Consider the following 19,528-nt stretch of genomic DNA (forward strand, 5'->3'; position numbering starts at 1 on the left):
ATCAGAACCGAAGCTCTAGATTCTTGTTTTGACGCGTTTTCTTCACGCGAACCGGTGTCCACTTCGCTCGAAAACGCTCTAGCGCGCTCACCTTGGCGATGCCTCCGTACCCTCCTCGGACCGGCTTTGCGCACGTGCCAATTCCTCCACAAATGCGATCACCTCCGCCCGCTTGTCGGGCGGTAGCGACAGGAACGCGCGGATGAGCCTCAGGCCCTCCGCTTCGTCCGAACGTTCTGTTCCGGAATCCATTTGGTCCACTTTCGGGCGACCGGGAAAAATATGCAATCCCTTGTCAACCGCCTTGATTCGACGCAGCCGCTTTGGTGGAATGGGGGTGGCTGAGGTGGATCATGAAATGGATCAGGGAACGCGACGCACTGATCGCGCAGACACTGGCCTTCGTCCAATCGGTAACCGGCAAAAAGGATGACGTCCTTTTGCCTGAGGGGACCCAGGTCGCGTCGACGGTGACGACGGAGGTTGTCACTGTCGAGACTGTCACCGTCGAGGTCGAGCTGGAGAAAGCTCCCCCGCCGCCCCCGCCCGCGCCTCTCCCGCCACCGCGGCCGATCGGTGACTTCCGCACCGAGATGCAGGCCCGCATCGCCAATTTCCGCAAGCATCAGGAGCGGTTCGAGCGCGAGCGGGAGGAGTATTGTGCCGAAACCCTGACCAAACTGCGCGCCGCCATCCGCGACGCCTCCGGCCCGTTGGTCAAGAAATAGGCCGACCGGCCCCTACAGCCAGGACCAGACCAGCAAAAGATTGGCCGCGCAGGCGCCGAATAGCGCCAGCGTCAGCGGCAGGAGCATGTGCCCGCAAGAGGTCTTCAGGTCACTGGTCATGGCGGAAAACATCCGCTGATTCCGGCAAATGAGTCCCGGGGATTCTTTTTTTCGCGATTCAGGACTCGTTAAGGACTCAGGGTCCGAGGCCCCGATCACGGGCCCGTGATCACCCACAGCCTGGAACCTGTCGGCCTGCGAACCCGTTAACGGGCTTTCCAGGAGCGGGAAGAATGCCCTACGCCCTGTTCTGCAACGACGCCCAGATCAGCAAGGCCTATCCGAGCGAATCCGATGTCTGGAAGCTCGCGCAGCGGAGTGGCCTGGTCGTGGATGTCAGTGCCGACGACGACCGTCCAGGGCCGCGCCGGGTGCTCGACAATGACTACGAGATCAGGCCCTGCCGGGCCGCCCAGGGCGAGGATCCCGCCAAGAACAAGGCGGAGGCCGAACGCCAGTCCAGAATGGAGCTCGAGCTGAATTCGTGAGGTTTTGCCGGCGAAAGCGGCAGAGGATCAGGGTGTCGCCGACGCGAGGGAGGCCTGCTCACCCGGCATGGGCACGCAGGCCTTGCGGCGATGCAGCCCGCGGATGGCGCCGGTGACCTTCAGCACCTTGCCCGACGGACAGGATGCGTCCTTGACGAAAGCCACCTCATAGGGTGCCAGCATCAGAGGCTCGGATTTGAGGATTGTCTGTGCAGAGCACGGCAGGGAAAAGGAGCACGAGAGCACCACTGCCGACACCAAGATACGCATGTCCGTCGTCCCACCAGCCCGGTAATTCTCATATAACGCTTTCCGGAGCGCGAGTTCCGTAAGCAGCAAAAATTATTTTTGCTTTACCTGGATCCCATGACGCGCGTGAGAAGGCGCGCGCCGGAATGTTTGTCTGCAAATGACGCGCCAGATGGTTCACGCATTGCAAATGCTGGCGGGAGACGGCGGACAGACGAAAGGCCGGCGGGAAGCCGGCCTTTGTCAGAGTTTGGCGCAGTGGAGGGTCAGTAGCGCGAGGCTGCCGGACCGCCCCAGCCGAAGCGGTAGTTCACACCGACCTTGACGGTATGCTCGTCCTCCCGGCCGCGGACGCCGACGATGTCGGCCGGACCGGAGGTGAAGGTGGTGCTGCCGAAATTATAGTACTGATATTCGGCCTTGGCCGACCAGTTCGGCGCGAACATGTATTCGAGGCCGGCGCCGACGGTGTAGCCGTCCTTGCTGTTGCCGGTGGTGGTGAAGGCCTGCGGTACGCCGGCGACGTTGACGCCGAGGCCGCCATTGCGCCAGGCGTAACCGCCCTTGGCGTAGAGCAGCGTCGGACCCCAGGTGTAACCGATGCGGCCGGTCACCGACCCGAGCTGGTCGGTGTTGGAGGTCACCTGCGTGCCCAGCGGGAACGTGACACCGTTATTGTTGGTCGGCAGCCAGGAATACTGGGCCTCGATACCCACCACCCAATTGGGCGCGAACTGGTAGTCGAATCCGCCCTGCACGCCGCCCAGGAACCGGGCGTCGCTGGACTGGAAGCTGCTGTCGCCGGCGAGCGCGCCGCCGACATGGCCGCCGATGTAGAAGCCGGTCCAGTTATAGATCACCGCAGGCGGCGTATAGGCCGGAGCCTTGGCGTAGGTGCGCGGCTGCATGTCCGCGGCTGCGGCCGGCGCGACCAGCGCAAGCAGAGCGGCTGCACCCAGCAAAATCGATTTCATGATCATCCCCGTTCTTTCATTTACGACACTCAGGAAACAACGTGGCGTGAATTGGGTTGCTTCGCGGCGATGCCGGAACGTTGATCGTTCGTTACTGTGACGGGGTGGCAACATCGCGATTTTGTTCCGTCACGTCGCCCCGCGCCGGCTGTTTTTTTGCCTGCGCACGGCCCTCCGTAACGATTTGTCGCACGACGAAATCGCCCCGTTCAAAGCTCCCCGAAATGTGATCCGGCAGCTCCGGCGCCGATCGTTCTAGCAGGGAGCGATGAAGGCCGGCTTTGTGCTACCGCGTCATCTTTTCGAGTTCCGGAAAGGGTGCGTAAACCGCGCCGGCGCAGAGTTCATTGGTCCGATCGACGACACGATCCGCCCGTCCGTTGACGAAGATGACGGCGCGCTCGCGCATGGCCTTGTAGCTGCCGTCGCTCTCGCGCGGGGTGAAATGCAGGCAGCTGACGTAGAACTGCCGGCCGCCGACTTCGCGCTGGACCGGCTCGGCCATGCTGGCCTCGCGCACACCGACCGGGTTGTTGAGATAGGTGCGCATCAGCGCCAGCGTGTCGCTGCGGAAATTGTCCGGAAAGGGCTGCGGCCCGCCGGCCTGGGTCCCGCCCATGAAGGTCGGACGGTCGCTGTCGCTGCCGAAACAGGCCGCAAGCGCCAGCGGCAAGGCCAGGATCAACGCCAGGCGCACCGTATGTTTCGCCAATCGCCCCACAGGTCACGCGCTCCGCTCGATCAGACTCGGCAGACCTTCTAGCCGCTAGGTCGTGCAAAGGGAATTCGCCTCCGCAGGGGCTTTGCGACGCACGCACCGTCCCGCCGCCGGCCTCTTCCGCTTTCGCGGAAAGCGCCGAGACGGCGGGCCGGGCCTGAGATTCCGACGCGGCGGCGGGGCAATGCTTGGGATGCCGCCGCGCAGGATCAGTCGTTAGCTGCGCTTCTCGGTGGTCGCCGGCTTGGTCAGGTCCGGCTGCGCCTTCAGCGACTTCTTGGCCGACAGGTGCTTGTGGTGATGGCGATGCTTGCGCACCGTCTTGTGCTCGTCCGGCGTCACGGCCGCATTGGCGTTCATCGCCTTCGACTTGCTGTCCACCTTGGCGTCCGCCTTGACGTCGGCGGCCTTCGTATCGGCCTTGACGCCGGCTTCGGGTTTCGCGGCGGTGGTCGAGGCCTTGGTCTGGCTCTGGTCAGCCTTGATCACCGGGGTGGTCGTGGTGGTCTTGCCGGCCTCGGCAGCAAAGGCCGGGGCTGCAATCACGGAAGCGGCGAGCAAAGCTGCGGAAATGGTCTTCAGCATGGTGGTCTCCTCTTGAAAGGATCTCGAGGCGGCGCCCTCTCGCTACCCCTTCGATCGTAGGTGGGAGCCTAGGGCGCGCGCTCTGAACCCGATCTGAAGCCGATTGCAGGCTTCCGTTCATCTCGATGACAAGTTTGTCATCTGCGCCGGGGGATCGTGCGATGCGGGAATGTTTTTGCCGGACGGGTGTTCCGGTCTTCGGGCAATCGTGTAGGATCGCCACGTTCCATACGGGAGAACTTAGATGCGCAAACTCTCAATGCTTGTCGTGCCGGGACTCGTCGCCATGTCGCTGGCGGCCGCACCGGTGCTGTCCAGCGCCTATGCCGCCGGCAGTGACGAGCCCTCTTCGCCGCCAAAGTCGGACTCCTCGTCCAAGAAGGGCAAGAAGAAGAGCTCTTCCGTCAACGATCCGAAATTCCTCGCGGCCTATCGCACCGCCTACACCACGATCTACGACAACCACGACTACACCGGCGCGATCGGTCAGCTGAAGTCCCTCAAGCGCGACGACGTCGCCGACGTCGCCAACCTGATCGGCTACTCCTATCGCAAGCTCGGCGACTACCAGTCGTCGAAGGTCTATTACGAGCTGGCGCTGAAGGACGATCCGAACCACGTCCGCACCTGGCAGTATTACGGCCTATGGCAGCTCGAGCAGGGCAACCGCGAACAGGCGCAGTACCACCTCGGCAAGATCGCCTCGCTCGCCGGCACCGACAGCTCCGAATATCGCTCGCTCGCCGCGGCGCTCGACAAACCGACCGGCGCGACGCTCGTCTACTGAAGACATCGCATCTTCGAACGACGCGAACGGGCACAACCTCTGGGGTTGTGCCCGTTCCGCTTTGTCGGCTAGCTTTCCGCACCAGATATTTCCCCCGCAAATTGGTGCGCAATGGACAAGTGGCTGCGATCCGCGATCGACTACATCGGCTCTTGGATCGAATTTCAACTGACGACAATCCAGCAGCCAGGAGTCATCGTCGCCTTCGCTCATCGCGGCGAAATCGTCGCCGAGCACGCGTTCGGTCTTGCCAATCTCGACACCGGCGAAAAGCTCACACCCCGCCATCTCTGTCGCATCGCCTCACTCTCGAAGAGCTTTACCGCGGCCGGCATCATGAAGCTGCGCGAGCAGCGCAAGCTCCGGCTCGACGATGCAGTCGGCCAATATGTCGGCGGCCTCCATCCGCGCGTCGCCGAGACCACCATCGCTCAGGTGCTGTCGCACAGCGCCGGGCTGACGCGCGACGGCGCCGATTCCGGCCAGTTCATCGATCGCCGTCCCTATCTCGACGCGAAGGAGCTGCTCGCGGAGCTGAAGCTGCCGACCGCGATCGAGCCCGGCACCCGCTTCAAATATTCCAATCACGGCTTTGGCCTGCTCGGCCTCGTGATCGAGGCCATTTCGGAGCAGACCTACTCCGCCTGGATCAAGCGCGAGATCGTCGAGGCTGCGGGACTTCGCGAGATCGCGCCGGACGCACCGCTTCCCAAGGGCGCGCGGTTCGCGCGCGGCCACACACGACGGCTGCCGCTCGGCGTGCGCTGCGTGATCCCCGGCGACAATCCCACGCAGGCGATGGCGTCCGCCACCGGCTTCGCCGCCACCGCCGGCGACACTGCCCGCTTCTTCGCCCAGCTCGCCCCCAACGCCAGAAGGAGCGTGCTGTCAGTGGCGAGCCGCCGCGAGATGACGCGGCATCACTGGCGCATCCCACAGAGCATCGAGGCCTATTACGGCCTCGGCATCAACGTCGGCAAGACCGACGGCTGGGACTGGTTCGGTCACGGCGGACACTTCCAGGGCTACATCTCCCGGACCTGCTCGATCCCGGCGTGCGAGCTCGCGATCAGCATCATCAGCAACTCCATCGACGGCGGGGCGCCGTTCTGGATGGACGGCGCGATGCAGATCCTGCGCACCTTCAAGACACGCGGCGCACCCGACCGCCGCCTGCGCGACTGGACCGGCCGCTGGTGGACGATCTGGGGCGCGACCGATCTCGTCCCCGCAGGCAACCGCGTGCTGGTCGCCAATCCGCAGTTCATCAATCCGTTCATGGATGCCGCCGAGATCGAGGTCACCGGCCGCGACACCGGCAAGCTCGCCTGGGCCGCCGGCTATTCCAGCCATGGCGAACCCGTGCGCCGGATCCGCGACAAGCGCGGCAAGGTCAGCGACATCTGGATCGCGGGGGCCAACCTCAAGCCAGAAGGCGTCGTTGCGAAGGAGATCGCGCGCCGCTATCCGCCACGCAAGCGCCGCCCTACTCCCTGATCAGTGCCTCGACCTCGCTGCGAAACGCCTGGCGCGAGCCGCCTTGGGAATAGAACATGTGGCCGCCGGGATAGACCACGAACTTCACCCGCTGCGTCGCGAAGGCCGGCATCTGGTCGAGCACCCGCTTCGTTCCGAAATAGGGCGTCGCGAGGTCGAACAGGCCGTGCGCGACCAGCACGTTCAGCTTGGCATCGGTGGCGAGGATCTGGCGCAGCTCGGACACCGATTGCGGCGGGTTGATGCCGCGGCCGAAATCCCAGTGACCTTCCACGGCGCCGTTGAGCACTTCATAGGAGCCGTCCGGCCGCCAGTTGAGCTTGCGCGAGAGCACGTCGACCGCGGCGCTCGTCAGCGGCGCCTGGAGCGCATCGCCTGAGGGATCGCCGAACCGCGAGCTGCTGGAATCCGGATAGGGATCGAAGCCCCGCACCGAAGCATCGTAGCGTCCCGTCACCTTGCCGTTCTTGCGGTCGAGCTCGCGGCGGAATTCACCGACGTCGAAGCGGCCGGCGAGCCTGCGGCTCACCGCCTGGTCGATACCGGTGAGCGCGGCGACCTTGTCGGCCAGACGATTGGTGGCCTCCTTGTCCGCCTCGCCCTTGACGAGGTCGGCCAGAAACTCGCCGCGCGCGTAAGCCTCGACGTCTGCAAGATCGGCGTGTTTGACCGGTCCTTTGGCCGCGCGCGCGACGGCCACATAGCTCGGCAGCGTCGCGACATATTGCAGGAGGCTGGTGCCAGTGAACTCGCGGAAGTCCAATAGCGGCGACACCAGGATCAGGCCCTTGATGCCGACGCCATGCTGGATCTGCAACTGGCGCACGACCTTCGGCCCGCGAATGCCGCCATAGCTCTCGCCTGCGACGTATTTCGGCGAGGTCAGCCGGTCGTGCCTCTCGAGCCAGCGGCGGATCACCAGCGCGATGGTGTTGGCATCGCCGTCGACCGAATAGAACGACTTGCGCGCGTCCTCGCCGCTTGCGACGAAGCGGCTGTAGCCCGTGCTGACGGGATCGATGAAGACGAGATCGGTGAAGTCGAGCCAGGTCTCCGCGTTCGGCTTCACCTCGGGCGAGGCCGACGGCGACAACCCCTCGCCATCGAGCGGCAGCCGCCACGGGCCGGCCGCGCCGAACTGGAGCCACGCCGAGGACGCGCCGGGCCCGCCGTTGAACAGGAACGTGACCGGGCGCGTGGCGCGGTCGGCGCCGTCGAGCTGATAGGACGTATAGGCGATGTCGGCGAGCGGCTCCCCCTTGCCATCGAACACGCGGATGGAGCCGGCGGTCGCGGCGAAGTTGAGGTTACGGCCGGGCAGATCCAGCGTCTGCTGCGTGGTCGTGTCAGGCGGAAGACGATGCAGCTCGGCCGCCGACGGCGAAGCCTGCGGCGCGCTTTGCGCGTTGCCGGCGCGCCCACCCTTCTGTCCCGCCGGCGCGGCCGCCTCGGCGCGCGGCTGCTGCGGATCGTCCGCGCGCGCGACGCTTGCGAGCGCGACCGTGGAGATGGCCAGCACGAGCCCGGTTCGTCGCAACGTCGGCAAGATCGTGAGCATGATTGGTCTCCCTGCCCGGCTGTCATAGCCGATGCACACCAAAGCTAGCGAGGAATTGCGACGGTTTGCGGGATCATTGGTCGATGGCGCGGCCTCGGCTGGCTCAAATCAACCCGTTTTGTTCTCCGGAACGACAATCGCCCGTTTGCCTTGAGAGGCGGTCATCCTCGACAATAGAGGCCCACCTCGTATAGACGAGCCCGGCGGAACTTTCTCCAGCCAGCGGCCCTGCCCGACAAACCATGACCAAGCCCCAGCGATACGACCGCATCGCCTTCGTTGCCAGCCCGAGCAGCGAGGCGCAGGCCGCCTATGCCCAGCTCACCAGGGACTATGGCAATTGCGCCCTTGAGGAGGCCGACATCGTGGTCGCGCTCGGCGGCGACGGGCTGATGCTCCAGACGCTGCACCAGAACATGCGCACGGGAAAGCCGATCTACGGCATGCATCGCGGCACCGTCGGCTTCCTGATGAACGAATACTCGACGCACGATCTGCGCGCGCGGCTCGAAGCCGCGCATGAATCCGAGATCAATCCGCTTCTGATGCGCGCGACCGACGTCAACGACCGCGTCCATCTGCACCACGCCATCAACGAGGTCGCCCTGTTCCGGCAGACCTACCAGGCGGCGCGCCTGCGGATCATGATCGACGAGCGCGAGCGCATGCCGGAGCTGATCGCCGACGGGATCATGGTGGCAACCCCGGCCGGCTCGACCGCCTACAATTTGTCGGCGCAGGGACCGATCCTGCCGATCAACGCCGCTCTCCTGGCGCTGACCCCGATCAGCGCCTTCCGCCCGCGCCGCTGGCGCGGCGCGCTGCTGCCAAACACGGCCTATGTCGTGATCGAGGTGCTGGAGGGCGACAAGCGCCCCGTGGCGGCGGTCGCCGACCATGACGAGGTGCGCGACGTCCGCCGCGTCGAGGTCTTGTCAGACAAGACCATCTCGATGCGGATGATGTTCGACCCCGGGCATAGCCTGGAAGAGCGTATTCTGCGCGAGCAGTTCGGCTACTGAGCGCAAGGCTGAATCGAGTCCAGGCCGCCGGCCAAAGCGGGATCGGAGAGCATGTCGAAATCCCTGACGACGGGGACGAAGCTCTTCGTCTCCGAAGTCATCAGATAGATCGCGACGGGCAGCGAGGCCTGCGGTGCCGCGTTCGTCCGACAAAATTCCTTCGCCGCCACGCCGAGCCCCATCGACCCGCGCTTGCCTTGCTTCCCCTGCTCGACCATGGCGGCGCGCAGTGCCTCGAAGCGCGCCGCATCTCCCGGAGACAAGCGATAGGCGTAGGTTGCCGAGCCCTGCGGCGGCGCAGGCAGGCCGGCGCGATCTCGCGCCTCGCTCATCTCCACCATGGCAAAACTCGTTTTGGCCTCCGCCTCGCCCGCCAGCTTTGTGACGACGTCGAGCTTGACGCCGCCCGAACGCGGCCGCAGCACCTCGGGCAGTTGCACGGCGACGCGCAGCATCGACAGATCCGTGGTCTTGGCATCGATGCGGGCGAGCCGCGGGATCGATGTCAGCGGCACCGAGCTGCAACCGGCAAGCGCGAGCGCAGCCGCGCTCACAAGAACGCGCACGAGGCGGTTCATCGCAGACGTCTCCAGTCCAGAGTTGAAAGGGGCTTGAGCTGAACGGGTTTGGCTAGGCCGACTTGCGGCCGGCCGCGCGCGCGTCCTGCGCGTCGTCGGCACAGTCGGGGACGTATTCGAGGATATCGCCGGGCTGGCAGTCGAGCACGGCGCAGATCCGCTCCAGCGTGTCGAAGCGGATGCCCCGCACCTTGCCCGACTTCAGCAGGGAGACGTTGGCCTCCGTGAGCTCGATGCGCGCGGCGAGCTCGCGCGACCTGATCTTGCGCCGGGCGAGCATGACGTCGAGATTGACGATGATCGGCATGGTCAGATGATCTCGCTGTTCTCGTGCCAGAGGCGGACGGCATCGGCCATCACGGTGGCGAAGGCGACGAGCGCGAGGCCACTCAGCACCGACAGCACCTGCGACTGCTCGATGCCGAACATGACCACGATCTGGCCTGGTTCGTTCGCCCGCGTCAGATTGATCGTGGTGAGCATCTGCACCAGCGGCGACATCAACGAATTGACGATCAGCGCCAGACCCATGCGGCGGATACGCCAGGCATTTTCGGTCACGAAGACCTCGCCGCGCGCAAACCGGGAGAACAGCATCGAGAGCTGCCACAAGGCGTAGAGGACAGGTGCAAGGCCAATCAGGCTGATCAGCGCGCCAATGAGGCGCGTGCCGGCATGGAGCGTGAAGGGCCGCGCACCCAGCGGGGACTGTGTCGCGATCCAGTGCCGCAACACCTCGTCGCTCGACCAGAGCAGCGGGACCGCAAGCACCGCTCCCGCGACGCAGAGAATCGCGCCGATGGCCACGATCCGTCCGATGCGCCGCAACCGCGGCTCGACCGGTGAGGAGTAAGGAAACGCGATCACGCTCATCGGACTAGCTCCTGTGCAATGGTATATTTTATTGTTTTACGATAAAAAATGGCAGAATTACGATATTCCGTCATTCCCCTCTGAGGGCGTCTCCAAATGCAGCAGCAACCCTTCGTTAACCCCCGCCACGATATGGTTAACGAAGGTTGACCGCTCTGGCCCAGGCGTCATGTTCCGTATCGACTTCAACAAGCTGCGCTTCCTCGTCTGCGACGACAATCCGCACATGCGCCGCATCCTGCGCACGCTGCTGCATTCGTTCGGCGCGCGCGAGGTCTATGAAGCCGAGGACGGCGCCACGGCGCTGGAAATGTACAGCCATTACGTGCCTGATATCGTCATCACCGACTGGGCGATGCCGATCTTCGACGGGCTCGAGCTCGCGCAGATGATCCGGCAGCCGGAATCCAAGGGTAATCCTTACGCGCCGATCATCATGCTGACAGGTCATTCCGAGAAGCGCCGCGTCACGGTGGCGCGCGATGCCGGCGTCACCGAATTCCTGGCCAAGCCGATCTCGGCCAAGGGACTCTATCAGCGCATCCTCAACGTCGTCGCCAATCCCCGGCCCTTCATCAAGACCAAGACCTATTTCGGTCCGGACCGGCGCCGCAACACCAACTCCGCCTATATGGGCCCCGAGCGCCGCGTCGGCGAAAAGCACGAGGTGCTGCAGCAGCCCTCGCTGCTCGACAAGGCCCGCTCCACCATCTAGCGCAGGCGTCTTCAGACGAGGCAGGCATCATGGCGAAGAACAGCGCAAAGGACATCGAGGTCAAGGCCTTCGCCACGCACCAGATCATCACGCAGCCCAACCCGCTACGCAAGGTGCTGCGCCGCGTCGACGAGAAGGACCTGGACGATCCGGTCGGCCGCGCCGAGCAGGCGCTCGCGGGCCTCTCCGGCGAGTTCAAGGACTGGATGACGATCGAGGTCAACCGCCTGTCGGCCGCCTATGTCGCCATCCGCAATGATGGCTTCACCAGGGAACGGCGCAACGAGCTGTTTCACGCCGCCCACGACATCAAGGGCGACGCCGCGACATTCGGCTATCCGGCTGCGGCGGGAATCGCCGAGAGCCTGTGCCGCGTCATCGAGCACGCGCCTGATCTGGAAAAGGTCCCGGCCGAGCTGTTCACGCACCACATCAACGCCATCCTCGCCATCGTGCACGAGAACACCAAGCTCGACAGCATCAGCGTCTCCGCCGAGCTCAGCCGCCGCCTGCGCAAGGTCGCCGACGACTATCTGACCCAGGTCAACCGCGACCGCCCCGAGCATCTCGAGGTGATCCTGGCGCCGAGCATCGCGCCGGCGGAGTAAGCCCCCGCTCTCTCCGCTCGTCATTGCGAAAAACTCGCGACGATGTTGAAAGGCCCGGCTCTATCTCCACGATCAGAATCGTAGCGTGCCCACGTCTTCTTACCCCGTTATCACTGAGAAATCGTGAGCACGGCGCTTGGCGCCCTTGCCTGCCCCACGGCATCTCGCTACGCCGCGATCAGATCCTCGTACACCGGATCGATCGCCTCGTCCGCGACCAGCTCGTCGCAGAACAGCCTTGCCTCTTCGCGCGCCGATTCCGTGGCGAAGCGGCGCAACAGGACCATCAGCGGCTCGGTGGCGCCGCGGTCGGTCTCGCAATGGGTGAGCACCCGCTCGACCATGCGCCGGCGCAGCCGCACCGCGCCGTCGTCGCTGTCGACAAAGCCCTGCTCGTGGCAGGCATCGAGCGCGACCTGGAACGCAGCGAACGTCGCCTCGGGCAGCCCGGCCCGGCGCAGCAGCGCGTGCAGGCTGTTGCCGCCGCGGTCGTGCAGCAGCGCGGTGACGCGCGCCAGCGGCAGATCGGCAAGCTCGGCCAGCGCCGCGTCGAACAGATCGAGATTGCTCGACAGCAGCGCGCGCAGGATCAGGCCGGCGGTCAGCTGGCCCGTGACGCGGAGGTGATGCACCAGGCCCTGCATGTCCTCGCCGCGCGAGCGCGCCGCGATGTTGATGGTGGAGCGGTCACGCGCCTCGACCGTGATGCGGTCGGCGCGATCGGCGCTCAGCCAGTTCCGTGCCACGACGAATTGCGCCAGCGTCTCGGAGAGCTTTGCCACCAACGCGGCGCGGGTTGCGGACGGCAGATCATCCAGCACCAGCATCGCCTCGCGGATCGCGGCCAGATGGCCGTGGCGCTCGACGATGCGATTCCAGGAGAACGGCGCCAGCTCGGCATGGGGATTTTCGATCAGCTCCAGCGCGGCCGCTGCACAGCCGACTTCGGCGATGGCGGCGCAGACCGACACCGGCAGCGCGATGCGGCGGGCAACCGCGCATTGCACGTCGTCATTGCCGGTGGCGACGATGTCGACGAGGTCGGCGTCGATCAGCAAGGGAGAATGTTCGAGCACGGGTAGCGCCACCGTCGGCTGGTCCGCCGACAGCGCCCGCACGATCGACGCCGGCGCCTCCGCGCTGCGCGCAAAGGCCTCGGCCATCGCCTGCCGCACCAGCGGCGAGGGATCGTCGAGCAGCATCAGCAGCGCACCCTCGGCGGCGATGCGGTCGTCATGGGAGAGATCCGAGATCAGCCAGGCCCGGGCCAACGCCCGGGTCGCCTCCGCCCGCTCGCCGGCGGGCGCGGTCCTGATCCAATTGATGAACTGCCGAACAATCATGCTGCTTCCGGCTTACACAACAAACGAAAATGGTGACGGCTCGTCACCTACAACACAAAATAAACCACGACGCTTAACAAAGCGTTCACCATAACTGGCTGGTTTTGTTGATGATTTGTTAAGGGAACAAAGTCGCCTCCGCTCGCGTGCCCCGGACGCAGCGCAGCACGAAGTGATGTGTTGCAGAGCCCATAATTTGAGAGTGGAAGCCGGCGACGCATGGGTCCCGGCTCAACGCAGCAGCGTTTCACGCTGCAGCGCGTCCGGGACACGAGAGGAAGAGATACTCTCGCACATACCCCGTCGTTGTGCGCCTACGATATCAGCTGCTGAACGTGCCGCTGCGGTCGCTGAAGAGATCGAGCGGCTGCGGCGGACGCACGTCGGGCGTGGCCGAGGCCACCGAGGTGAGCGAGGCGTTGTTGCCCCACAATTTTTGCACCGTGGTCGAAACCGGCTGCGTGGCATCGCCGGGCTGGTAGATCGAGCGGAAGGCCGGCGCGACCGGCGTATTGTCAGCGACCGTCGTCGATGACGTCGCGCCGACCGGCGTCACGGCGTTGGTGTTGGTGTTGGGAAAAGTCTGGAGATAAGCCGCGTTGTCGACAACAGGTGCGGTCGGCTGCACGCCATTCGCGCTCGCGACCTGCGTGGTCGACGGCGTGCCGCCATACATCGCCATCGCGCTGCGCGTCACTTTCGAATTCGCCGCGCTGGCATAGCGCGCGTCCAGTACGGAGTAGACCTCGGAGACGCTGCGGGCGCGGCCGTCCTTGGCGTAGAAGATCGAGCGGTTGGCGGAGGCGGCATTGGGAAACAGCCGCGCGCCGACCGCTTGCGGATTGTCCTCGGCATTGGCGATCAGCTTTGCGGCGCCGCCGACGCCCATGAAATGCGCCATGTAGAGCTCGCTGTCGCTCGGCCTGCGCCCGAGCAGACCGGTGAGCTTGAAGCTGTTCGACTGCGTCAGCGCGGCGGCCATGCTGGATGCAGCTTCCGGATCGTCGCGCAGCTTCATGATCGAGCGCTTCATCGCGGGATCGTCGACGGTGTAGGTGCCTGACGACGTCCGGGTGATGGCATCGGAATAGTTGCCGTAGCCGAGCTGGGTCCCGGCCTCCTTCACCGTGCCGAGCCAGGTCTGGTCGATGAACTGGTAGAGCCCGTGCGCCGACGAGGTGGAGGCTCCCGCCGTCGGATCGAAATCCGATTCCATCTTGGCGGTGGTCAGCATGTACTGGAAGCTGACGCCGGTGACGTTCGAGGCCTGCTTGATCGCACCGGCAACGCGTGCCCGCGTCGGATCGAGAGCGGCCGTCTGCGTGGCACTGGAATTGTCGACCGACATGATGACGTGCCCGCCTCGCGCGGCGTTGAGTGGCGCCGGCAATTCGGACGCCCTGTCGTCTCACCGTGGGACAGGTATGGTTAATGCGGGGTTAATTCGGCCCGATCGGTCATTCCGGGGCGCACCGCAGGTGCGAACCCGGAATCCATTCCACTACGCGTCATGCCGCACGATGGATTCCGGGCTCGCGCTTCGCGCGCCCCGGAATGACACCGAGCTACCTCTTGTAGACCGTGTCCGGATCGAACAGTCGCTCGGCATCGGTGAAGACCAGCTTGGCCCCGCCGCCCTCGGCCTCGACCTTGCGGTAGAAGCACGAGCGCCGGCCGGTGTGGCAGGCGGCCCCGATCTGCTCGACACGAATCCAGACCGCGTCCTGATCGCAATCGGTGCGCATCTCGACCACGCGCTGGGTTTGACCTGAAGTCTCACCTTTTTGCCACAAGGCCTTGCGCGAGCGGCTGAAGTACCAGGCCTCGCCGGTCGCGATCGTCTTGCGCAGCGCCTCGTCATTCATGTGCGCGACCATGAGCACGTCGCCGCTGGCGACGTCGGTCGCGACGACAGTCACGAGCCCGTTCGCATCGAAGCGCGGCAGGAAGGACAAGCCTTCCTCGATCTCGTGGGAGTGAGCAGACATGGGCGACCTCGCGCCGATCTATTCGCGAGGTCAGCGCGTGCCTCGCACCAGGGACAGGAAACGGGCCTGCTCCGCCGGATTGTCGCGGAACATGCCGGTGAAGCGGCTGGTGAAGGTGGAGGCGCCATGCTTGGCGACGCCGCGCACCGACATGCAGGTATGCTCGGCCTCGATCAGCACGGCCACACCGCGGGGCTTGAGGACCTCGTCGATGGCCGCCGCGATCTGCGCCGTCAGATGCTCCTGGGTCTGGAGCCGGCGGGCGAAGATGTCGGTCAGGCGGGCGAGCTTGGACAGGCCGACGACGCGTTCCACCGGCGTATAGGCGATGTGCGCCTTGCCGTAGAACGGCATCATGTGGTGCTCGCACTGGGAGGTGAACTCGATGTCGCGCACCAGCACGAAATCGTCGTAGCCGGCGGTCTCGCCGAACGTGCGGTCGAGCACCTCGGCCGGGCACTGGTGATAACCCTGATAGAGCTCGTCGAAGGCCTCGACCACGCGGCGCGGCGTGTCGAGCAGGCCTTCACGCTCGGTATTCTCGCCGATATAGGCGAGCAGCGTCTTGACCGCCGCTTCCGCCTCGGCGCGCGCCGGGCGCGGCTGGTCGGCGCGGACGGCGGCCGCGAGGAATTCGGCGGGGTCCAGCTCGGCCGGACGGCTCTCGAGCTGCTTGTTGGGGCGGATCGGCTTGATTGTTGCGTCCATATCGACTCCGTTCGACGGCCTTACGGCCGGAGTGTCACCGGCAGACGGGGCGGCCAAGCCGCCGGACGCCTGAACAGAACAGTTTTGGCGAAAGGTCCTGCGATCATAACGTTGACGGCGCGAACCTGGATCACCGCCGCACCGCCGGACTGTTTTTCCGCCCGTTCCGACCCTATATAGGTCCCTGGACGGCGCCCGCCAAGGCCGATCGAGGGCGGAAGTGGGCATGGAAGTGCTGGACTCCATCACATGCTGAACGACATTTATAACAAGCGGATCATCGAGCTGGCGGGCAATATTCCACGTCTCGGACGGCTGTCGGACCCCGATGCCACCGCCACGGCCCACTCCAAGCTGTGCGGCTCGACCGTCAAGGTCGATCTCAAGATGACCGGCGACACCGTGACCGACTTCGCCCATGACGTGAAGGCCTGCGCGCTCGGACAAGCCTCTTCATCCATCATGGCAAGTCGGGTTGTCGGTTCGACTGCGAGCGAACTCCGCGAGTTACGCGAAACTGTTCGCAAGATGCTGAAGGAGAACGGTGCCCCTCCTGAAGGCAAGTGGGAGGACATCAAATTCCTCGAGCCGGTCCGCGACTACAAGGCCCGCCACGCCTCCACCCTTCTCACCTTCGATGCCGTGGTCGATGCCATCGGCCAGATCGAAGCCAAGACGAAGTCCGGCACCAAACAGCCGGCCGCGGCGCAGGGCTGACCTCTCTTGATCGTTCCGGGACGTCGCAAGCGACGAACCCGGAATCCAGAGATTGCAGCGCGAGATTTCCAGGATTTGAGAGCTTACTTCTGCGTCGCAGCCGCCGGCGCGGCCACGCCGCCGGTCGGCACCAGGGCTTCCGCCGTCTTGGTCGACTTGGCCGGCTGCTCCGGTTCCGCGCCGAACCTCGCCTGCGTCTTCGGCGCGAGCTCCGCCATCGCCGACGCGGAGATGTCCACATGCGGCAGCACGTCGGCGACGAGATCGGTCGTCACGAGATTGGTGAGCTTGAGCTCGCCGGCGTCCAGCTCGTGGAGATCTTCCCAGGGCGGAACGCTGAGAGCGAGCGACAGCAGGTCACCGGCGCCGCCCATATCGAAAGTGTATTTGGCGAGACGGCCGATGTCGCGCTCCACGATCATGAGGTCCTGCGCGCTGTAGCTCGCCGCCTTGGCATCGTCGGCGCGGTCGCCCATCCAGATCTGGTGGACGCGGACATGGGCCGCTTCCGGCACGTAGCGCTTCTTCCCGGCGAGCAGCAGGAACACGCACATGGATTCGCAATAGGCCTCGGACGCGACGGCGGGACGGGCCGACTGACCGCCGCGCAGGCTGACGCCGACCGTGGTCAGGAGGCCGAGATTGCGGAAGCGACGGCCGAGCGTGATCGCGTCATTGACGGAACCGCCGCTGGAATCGAGCACCACGGTGGCGCCGCCGAGCTGGCGGCCGCGAGAAAATTCTTCGAAATCCTTCGGCGTGTCGGCAGTGATGATGCCGACCGCGCTGACCCAGCCGCGGCAATTCGGCTCGCAGGCAATCCAGCTGAACTTCATCGGCAGCTTGCGCTCTTCCAGAGCGCCGCCGGCCCGGGCAGATGAGCCGAATGTCGCGACGGCGCCAGCCAGCACGACTCCACAGACGGCGGTTCCCACAAGCAACCAGCCGCGAAGATTGAGCGACTTCAGAACTTTCAAACTGGTCCCTTCCCCAAGCCCCAGAGGCGATTCAGGCAAGCCCCGTTTTACGTCTGTCGAGTCTACACATGGACGTCACAAAAATGGTATCCGGGGGAATACAGATCGTCCATAGGTACTTGCTGCACTGCTCCCAAAAAGCATGCAAAATATGGCGCACAAACAACAGCTTACAGTTCCCTGCGGCGGAACCGGGCACCTCATCGCTTAACCTGACGGCACAGCGCACATGAAGCATTCAGCCTGCGGGCACTGTTCCAGTTCGCTCGAAGGGGCGCTTCGGCTCCCGCGCCGACTCGGCCGTGCGCTGATCTGGCTTTACCGGCACACGCTGTCGCCGCTGGTCGGCTACAATTGCCGGCATCTGCCGACTTGCTCCGTATATGGCGACGAGGCGATCGAACGCTTCGGCCTCTGGGCCGGCGGCTGGATGACGCTCGCACGGCTGCTGCGTTGCAATCCTTTCGGCACGTCGGGTATCGACAATGTGCCGCTCGCCGCGCCGCAAGGCGCGCGCTGGTATCTGCCTTGGCGTTACGGCCGCTGGCGCGGCGTCAACGCATCCTGAGATTGAGGCGCCGTGCTGCGCCTCGGCGACCCCTGCGGAACCTTAGAGGTTCCTCCCGCGTTGTTTTGGTGCTCCCTCGGGAGGAAACAAACAATGCGCTGGAAAATCAGCCCTCATCTGCACCTCAAGCCTGGGCCCATCCCCGGCCCCAGGCGGCACCACGACCCCCGCACCATGGACCTGATCGCGATCGTCGCCTTGCTGACGCTCGTGCTGGGTTCTGGCTGGTATCTGGCTTCGAGCCTTGCGACGCCGCCGAGCACGACGGCGTTCGTCGAACCAAGCCAGAGCGTGCACTGGTAGTACCGAATCCTACAGGTCCAGCACCAGCCGTTCTGTGTCCGATCCGGCGACGCACACCATGAGATAGCGTTCGCGCTCATACGGCGACAGGATCCGGTCGCGATGCACCGGCTTGCCCTCGATCCATCCGACCTTGCAGGCGCCGCAGATGCCGCCGCAACAGGAGGTCGCGATGTCGATGCCTCCTTCCTGCAACGCGGCCAGCATGGTCTGGCCGGCCCGGACCTGGATCTCGGTGCCCGAGCGCGCCAGCGACAGCGTGAACGGCTTGGCGTCGGGATCGATGACCGGCGGCGGCGCGACGAAGCGCTCGATATGAACATTGGCCGCGGGCCACGCGGCGGTCACCCGCTCGAAATCGTCGGTCATGCCTTCAGGGCCGCAGCAGCCAACCAGCGTCTCCGATCCGCCCTCCCCGACAAGCGTCGCGAGATCAGGACGCCCGGTCCGAGACGTCCGGTGCACCACGACACGGCCCCGTTCGATCAGCGCGCCGAGATGCGCGGCAAGCGGCACCTCCTCGCGTACGATCAGATGCAGCGTGAATTCGGCCTGCTCCGCTCGTTCGAGATGCCGCGCCATGGACAGGAACGGCGTCACTCCGATGCCGCCAGCGACGAACACGTAGCGCCCGATGCGCGCATCGGGCTCGAGCCCGCCGCGCGGCAGCGAGACGCCAATGACGTCGCCGATTCCAACCTCGTCATGAAGCGCACGCGAACCACCACGCCCCTCCGCCTCGCGCTTGACCGCAATGACATAGCGCGTGTTGTCGGCGGGCTCGTTGCACAGCGAATAGGTACGCACGAGCCCGTTCGGCAGATGCAGGTCGATATGCGCGCCCGGCTTGAACGGCGGCAGCTCCCAGCGGTCGGGATCGGCCAGCGTCAACAGCTTGATGCCTGTTCCCGCCGCCTCGATGCCGGTGAGGATCGTTTTGACCGTCGTGATCGGGCGCGCCTTCATGCCGCATTCCGCACGATATCGCCCACCTTCACGACGCCACCTTGCAGGATCTTGCAGTTGAGGCCGGAGCGATTGATCAGGGGATCAAAGATCGCCTTGCCGGTGATCTCCTCGATATGCCGGCACGGCACCGACAGCCGCGTCGCTTCCAGCAGGGTCTCGCCAAGCCAGAAGCGGCGGCCGACCAGATGATTCAGCGGCACGCCTTCGACCGTGACGTTGCGCCGATGCTCCTCGGGGCCGAGTACGATGCCCGCGTCGCGCTTGAGCGCGACCAGCGTCTCGAGCTCGAACAGGGTGACCTGCCGGCCCTCTTCGGGCTTGTGCGAGTAAAATCCCTCCTCGTTGCCGATCATGTAGCGGTCGCCTTCGATTCCCCGGCCGGCAACGAGGTTGATCTTATCCGCGGCACGCATCGGCAGGAACGCGCGCGGGGTCAAGTGAAGGAAGCGCACCACGCCGGTCCAACCGAGCTGCGCTGCGCCCTGCGCCGGGCCGGTGTTGATCGTATCGAGCAT

At 65.1% G+C, this 19,528-nt stretch carries 25 protein-coding genes; 10 read left to right on the top strand and 15 right to left on the bottom strand.

The features are described from left to right. Window positions 1-353 precede the first annotated feature (353 nt). Together UNPF46_RS15280 and UNPF46_RS15285 are read left to right on the top strand one after the other, a co-directional pair. Window positions 354-728 carry a hypothetical protein gene (locus UNPF46_RS15280; protein WP_142250536.1) on the top strand — a complete coding sequence of 125 codons (375 nt, stop codon included), beginning with the start codon at window positions 354-356 and terminating at the stop codon, window positions 726-728. A gap of 293 nt (window positions 729-1,021) precedes the next feature. Next, window positions 1,022-1,276 carry a hypothetical protein gene (locus UNPF46_RS15285; protein ID WP_100177234.1) on the top strand — a complete coding sequence of 85 codons (255 nt, stop codon included), beginning with the start codon at window positions 1,022-1,024 and terminating at the stop codon, window positions 1,274-1,276. Window positions 1,277-1,303: 27 nt separating this feature from the next. On the opposite strand, the gene UNPF46_RS38630 is transcribed toward UNPF46_RS15285, so the two are convergent. The 4 genes from UNPF46_RS38630 to UNPF46_RS15305 all read right to left on the bottom strand — a co-directional run bounded on the left by UNPF46_RS38630 (window position 1,304) and on the right by UNPF46_RS15305 (window position 3,802). After that, complete coding sequence (locus tag UNPF46_RS38630; RefSeq protein WP_100177233.1) at window positions 1,304-1,546, bottom strand: DUF6719 family protein; 243 nt, start codon at window positions 1,544-1,546, stop codon at window positions 1,304-1,306. Window positions 1,547-1,791: 245 nt separating this feature from the next. Continuing rightward, complete coding sequence (locus UNPF46_RS15295; protein WP_181769944.1) at window positions 1,792-2,499, bottom strand: outer membrane protein; 708 nt, start codon at window positions 2,497-2,499, stop codon at window positions 1,792-1,794. A 286-nt stretch (window positions 2,500-2,785) separates the two neighbouring features. Next, window positions 2,786-3,220 carry a hypothetical protein gene (locus tag UNPF46_RS15300; RefSeq protein ID WP_174718920.1) on the bottom strand — a complete coding sequence of 145 codons (435 nt, stop codon included), beginning with the start codon at window positions 3,218-3,220 and terminating at the stop codon, window positions 2,786-2,788. A gap of 213 nt (window positions 3,221-3,433) precedes the next feature. Next, window positions 3,434-3,802 carry a His-rich protein BRANT gene (locus UNPF46_RS15305; protein ID WP_100177232.1) on the bottom strand — a complete coding sequence of 123 codons (369 nt, stop codon included), beginning with the start codon at window positions 3,800-3,802 and terminating at the stop codon, window positions 3,434-3,436. A 244-nt stretch (window positions 3,803-4,046) separates the two neighbouring features. On the opposite strand from UNPF46_RS15305, the gene UNPF46_RS15310 reads away from it, so the two are divergent. Both UNPF46_RS15310 and UNPF46_RS15315 read left to right on the top strand, forming a co-directional pair. After that, window positions 4,047-4,589: a tetratricopeptide repeat protein gene (locus UNPF46_RS15310; protein ID WP_142250538.1), complete on the top strand. Its 543-nt coding sequence runs from the start codon at window positions 4,047-4,049 to the stop codon at window positions 4,587-4,589. Between the two features lie 111 nt (window positions 4,590-4,700). Continuing rightward, a complete protein-coding gene (locus UNPF46_RS15315; protein ID WP_142250539.1) occupies window positions 4,701-6,086 on the top strand; it encodes a serine hydrolase domain-containing protein in 1,386 nt (461 codons plus the stop codon). Here UNPF46_RS15315 and UNPF46_RS15320 read toward each other — a convergent pair. Then, entirely contained in the window at window positions 6,076-7,644 is a 1,569-nt protein-coding gene (locus UNPF46_RS15320) for a S10 family peptidase (RefSeq protein ID WP_142250540.1), read from the bottom strand. The genes UNPF46_RS15315 and UNPF46_RS15320 overlap by 11 nt on opposite strands. Window positions 7,645-7,886: 242 nt before the next feature. Here UNPF46_RS15320 and UNPF46_RS15325 point away from each other — a divergent pair, with 242 nt between their 5' ends. After that, window positions 7,887-8,666 carry an NAD kinase gene (locus UNPF46_RS15325; RefSeq protein WP_100177228.1) on the top strand — a complete coding sequence of 260 codons (780 nt, stop codon included), beginning with the start codon at window positions 7,887-7,889 and terminating at the stop codon, window positions 8,664-8,666. Here the strand turns inward: UNPF46_RS15325 and UNPF46_RS15330 are convergent. The 3 genes from UNPF46_RS15330 to UNPF46_RS15340 are packed head-to-tail and all read right to left on the bottom strand — an operon-like array spanning window position 8,660 to window position 10,117. Next, window positions 8,660-9,244 carry a hypothetical protein gene (locus tag UNPF46_RS15330; protein ID WP_142250541.1) on the bottom strand — a complete coding sequence of 195 codons (585 nt, stop codon included), beginning with the start codon at window positions 9,242-9,244 and terminating at the stop codon, window positions 8,660-8,662. The two genes, UNPF46_RS15325 and UNPF46_RS15330, sit on opposite strands and share 7 nt — an antisense overlap. Window positions 9,245-9,296: 52 nt before the next feature. Continuing rightward, window positions 9,297-9,551 carry a helix-turn-helix domain-containing protein gene (locus UNPF46_RS15335; protein WP_142250542.1) on the bottom strand — a complete coding sequence of 85 codons (255 nt, stop codon included), beginning with the start codon at window positions 9,549-9,551 and terminating at the stop codon, window positions 9,297-9,299. A gap of 2 nt (window positions 9,552-9,553) precedes the next feature. Further along, window positions 9,554-10,117, bottom strand: coding sequence for a DUF2975 domain-containing protein (locus UNPF46_RS15340; protein ID WP_142250543.1), 564 nt, complete (start codon window positions 10,115-10,117; stop codon window positions 9,554-9,556). Between the two features lie 169 nt (window positions 10,118-10,286). Here UNPF46_RS15340 and UNPF46_RS15345 point away from each other — a divergent pair, with 169 nt between their 5' ends. Together UNPF46_RS15345 and UNPF46_RS15350 are read left to right on the top strand one after the other, a co-directional pair. Beyond that, the gene (locus tag UNPF46_RS15345) at window positions 10,287-10,832 is read left to right on the top strand and encodes a response regulator (protein ID WP_011088265.1); all 546 of its coding nucleotides are present in this window, start codon (window positions 10,287-10,289) and stop codon (window positions 10,830-10,832) included. A gap of 29 nt (window positions 10,833-10,861) precedes the next feature. After that, window positions 10,862-11,440: an Hpt domain-containing protein gene (locus UNPF46_RS15350; RefSeq protein ID WP_100177224.1), complete on the top strand. Its 579-nt coding sequence runs from the start codon at window positions 10,862-10,864 to the stop codon at window positions 11,438-11,440. A 167-nt stretch (window positions 11,441-11,607) separates the two neighbouring features. Here the strand turns inward: UNPF46_RS15350 and UNPF46_RS15355 are convergent, their stop codons facing one another. The 4 genes from UNPF46_RS15355 to folE form a co-directional block, all read right to left on the bottom strand. Next, window positions 11,608-12,783: a DUF2336 domain-containing protein gene (locus tag UNPF46_RS15355; RefSeq protein ID WP_142250544.1), complete on the bottom strand. Its 1,176-nt coding sequence runs from the start codon at window positions 12,781-12,783 to the stop codon at window positions 11,608-11,610. Between the two features lie 322 nt (window positions 12,784-13,105). Further along, the gene (locus UNPF46_RS15360) at window positions 13,106-14,173 is read right to left on the bottom strand and encodes a lytic transglycosylase domain-containing protein (protein ID WP_142250545.1); all 1,068 of its coding nucleotides are present in this window, start codon (window positions 14,171-14,173) and stop codon (window positions 13,106-13,108) included. 175 nt (window positions 14,174-14,348) lie between these two features. Continuing rightward, the gene (gene hisI, locus UNPF46_RS15365) at window positions 14,349-14,771 is read right to left on the bottom strand and encodes a phosphoribosyl-AMP cyclohydrolase (RefSeq protein WP_142250546.1); all 423 of its coding nucleotides are present in this window, start codon (window positions 14,769-14,771) and stop codon (window positions 14,349-14,351) included. 30 nt (window positions 14,772-14,801) lie between these two features. After that, on the bottom strand, window positions 14,802-15,479 hold the full coding sequence (gene folE / locus UNPF46_RS15370; protein WP_100177220.1) for a GTP cyclohydrolase I FolE: 678 nt from the start codon (window positions 15,477-15,479) through the stop codon (window positions 14,802-14,804). Between the two features lie 249 nt (window positions 15,480-15,728). Here folE and UNPF46_RS15375 point away from each other — a divergent pair, with 249 nt between their 5' ends. After that, window positions 15,729-16,196, top strand: a complete 468-nt coding sequence (locus tag UNPF46_RS15375) for an iron-sulfur cluster assembly scaffold protein (protein ID WP_100177219.1) — start codon at window positions 15,729-15,731, stop codon at window positions 16,194-16,196. An 83-nt stretch (window positions 16,197-16,279) separates the two neighbouring features. On the opposite strand, the gene UNPF46_RS15380 is transcribed toward UNPF46_RS15375, so the two are convergent. After that, window positions 16,280-17,173 (bottom strand): COG3904 family protein, encoded by an 894-nt coding sequence (locus UNPF46_RS15380; RefSeq protein ID WP_142250547.1) that lies wholly within the window; start codon window positions 17,171-17,173, stop codon window positions 16,280-16,282. 229 nt (window positions 17,174-17,402) lie between these two features. Here UNPF46_RS15380 and yidD point away from each other — a divergent pair, with 229 nt between their 5' ends. After that, window positions 17,403-17,741 carry a membrane protein insertion efficiency factor YidD gene (gene yidD / locus UNPF46_RS15385; protein ID WP_100177217.1) on the top strand — a complete coding sequence of 113 codons (339 nt, stop codon included), beginning with the start codon at window positions 17,403-17,405 and terminating at the stop codon, window positions 17,739-17,741. Window positions 17,742-17,834: 93 nt separating this feature from the next. Beyond that, the gene (locus UNPF46_RS15390; protein WP_142250548.1) at window positions 17,835-18,044 is read left to right on the top strand and encodes a hypothetical protein; all 210 of its coding nucleotides are present in this window, start codon (window positions 17,835-17,837) and stop codon (window positions 18,042-18,044) included. Between the two features lie 9 nt (window positions 18,045-18,053). On the opposite strand, the gene UNPF46_RS15395 is transcribed toward UNPF46_RS15390, so the two are convergent. Both UNPF46_RS15395 and UNPF46_RS15400 read right to left on the bottom strand, forming a co-directional pair. Beyond that, window positions 18,054-19,010, bottom strand: a complete 957-nt coding sequence (locus tag UNPF46_RS15395; protein ID WP_142250549.1) for a PDR/VanB family oxidoreductase — start codon at window positions 19,008-19,010, stop codon at window positions 18,054-18,056. Continuing rightward, a complete protein-coding gene (locus tag UNPF46_RS15400) occupies window positions 19,007-19,528 on the bottom strand; it encodes an MOSC domain-containing protein (RefSeq protein WP_100177214.1) in 522 nt (173 codons plus the stop codon). Before UNPF46_RS15400 ends, UNPF46_RS15395 begins: the two co-directional genes overlap by 4 nt.

The organism is Bradyrhizobium sp. UNPF46 (assembly GCF_006658625.1).
Taxonomy (GTDB): Bacteria; Pseudomonadota; Alphaproteobacteria; order Rhizobiales; family Xanthobacteraceae; genus Bradyrhizobium; species Bradyrhizobium nitroreducens.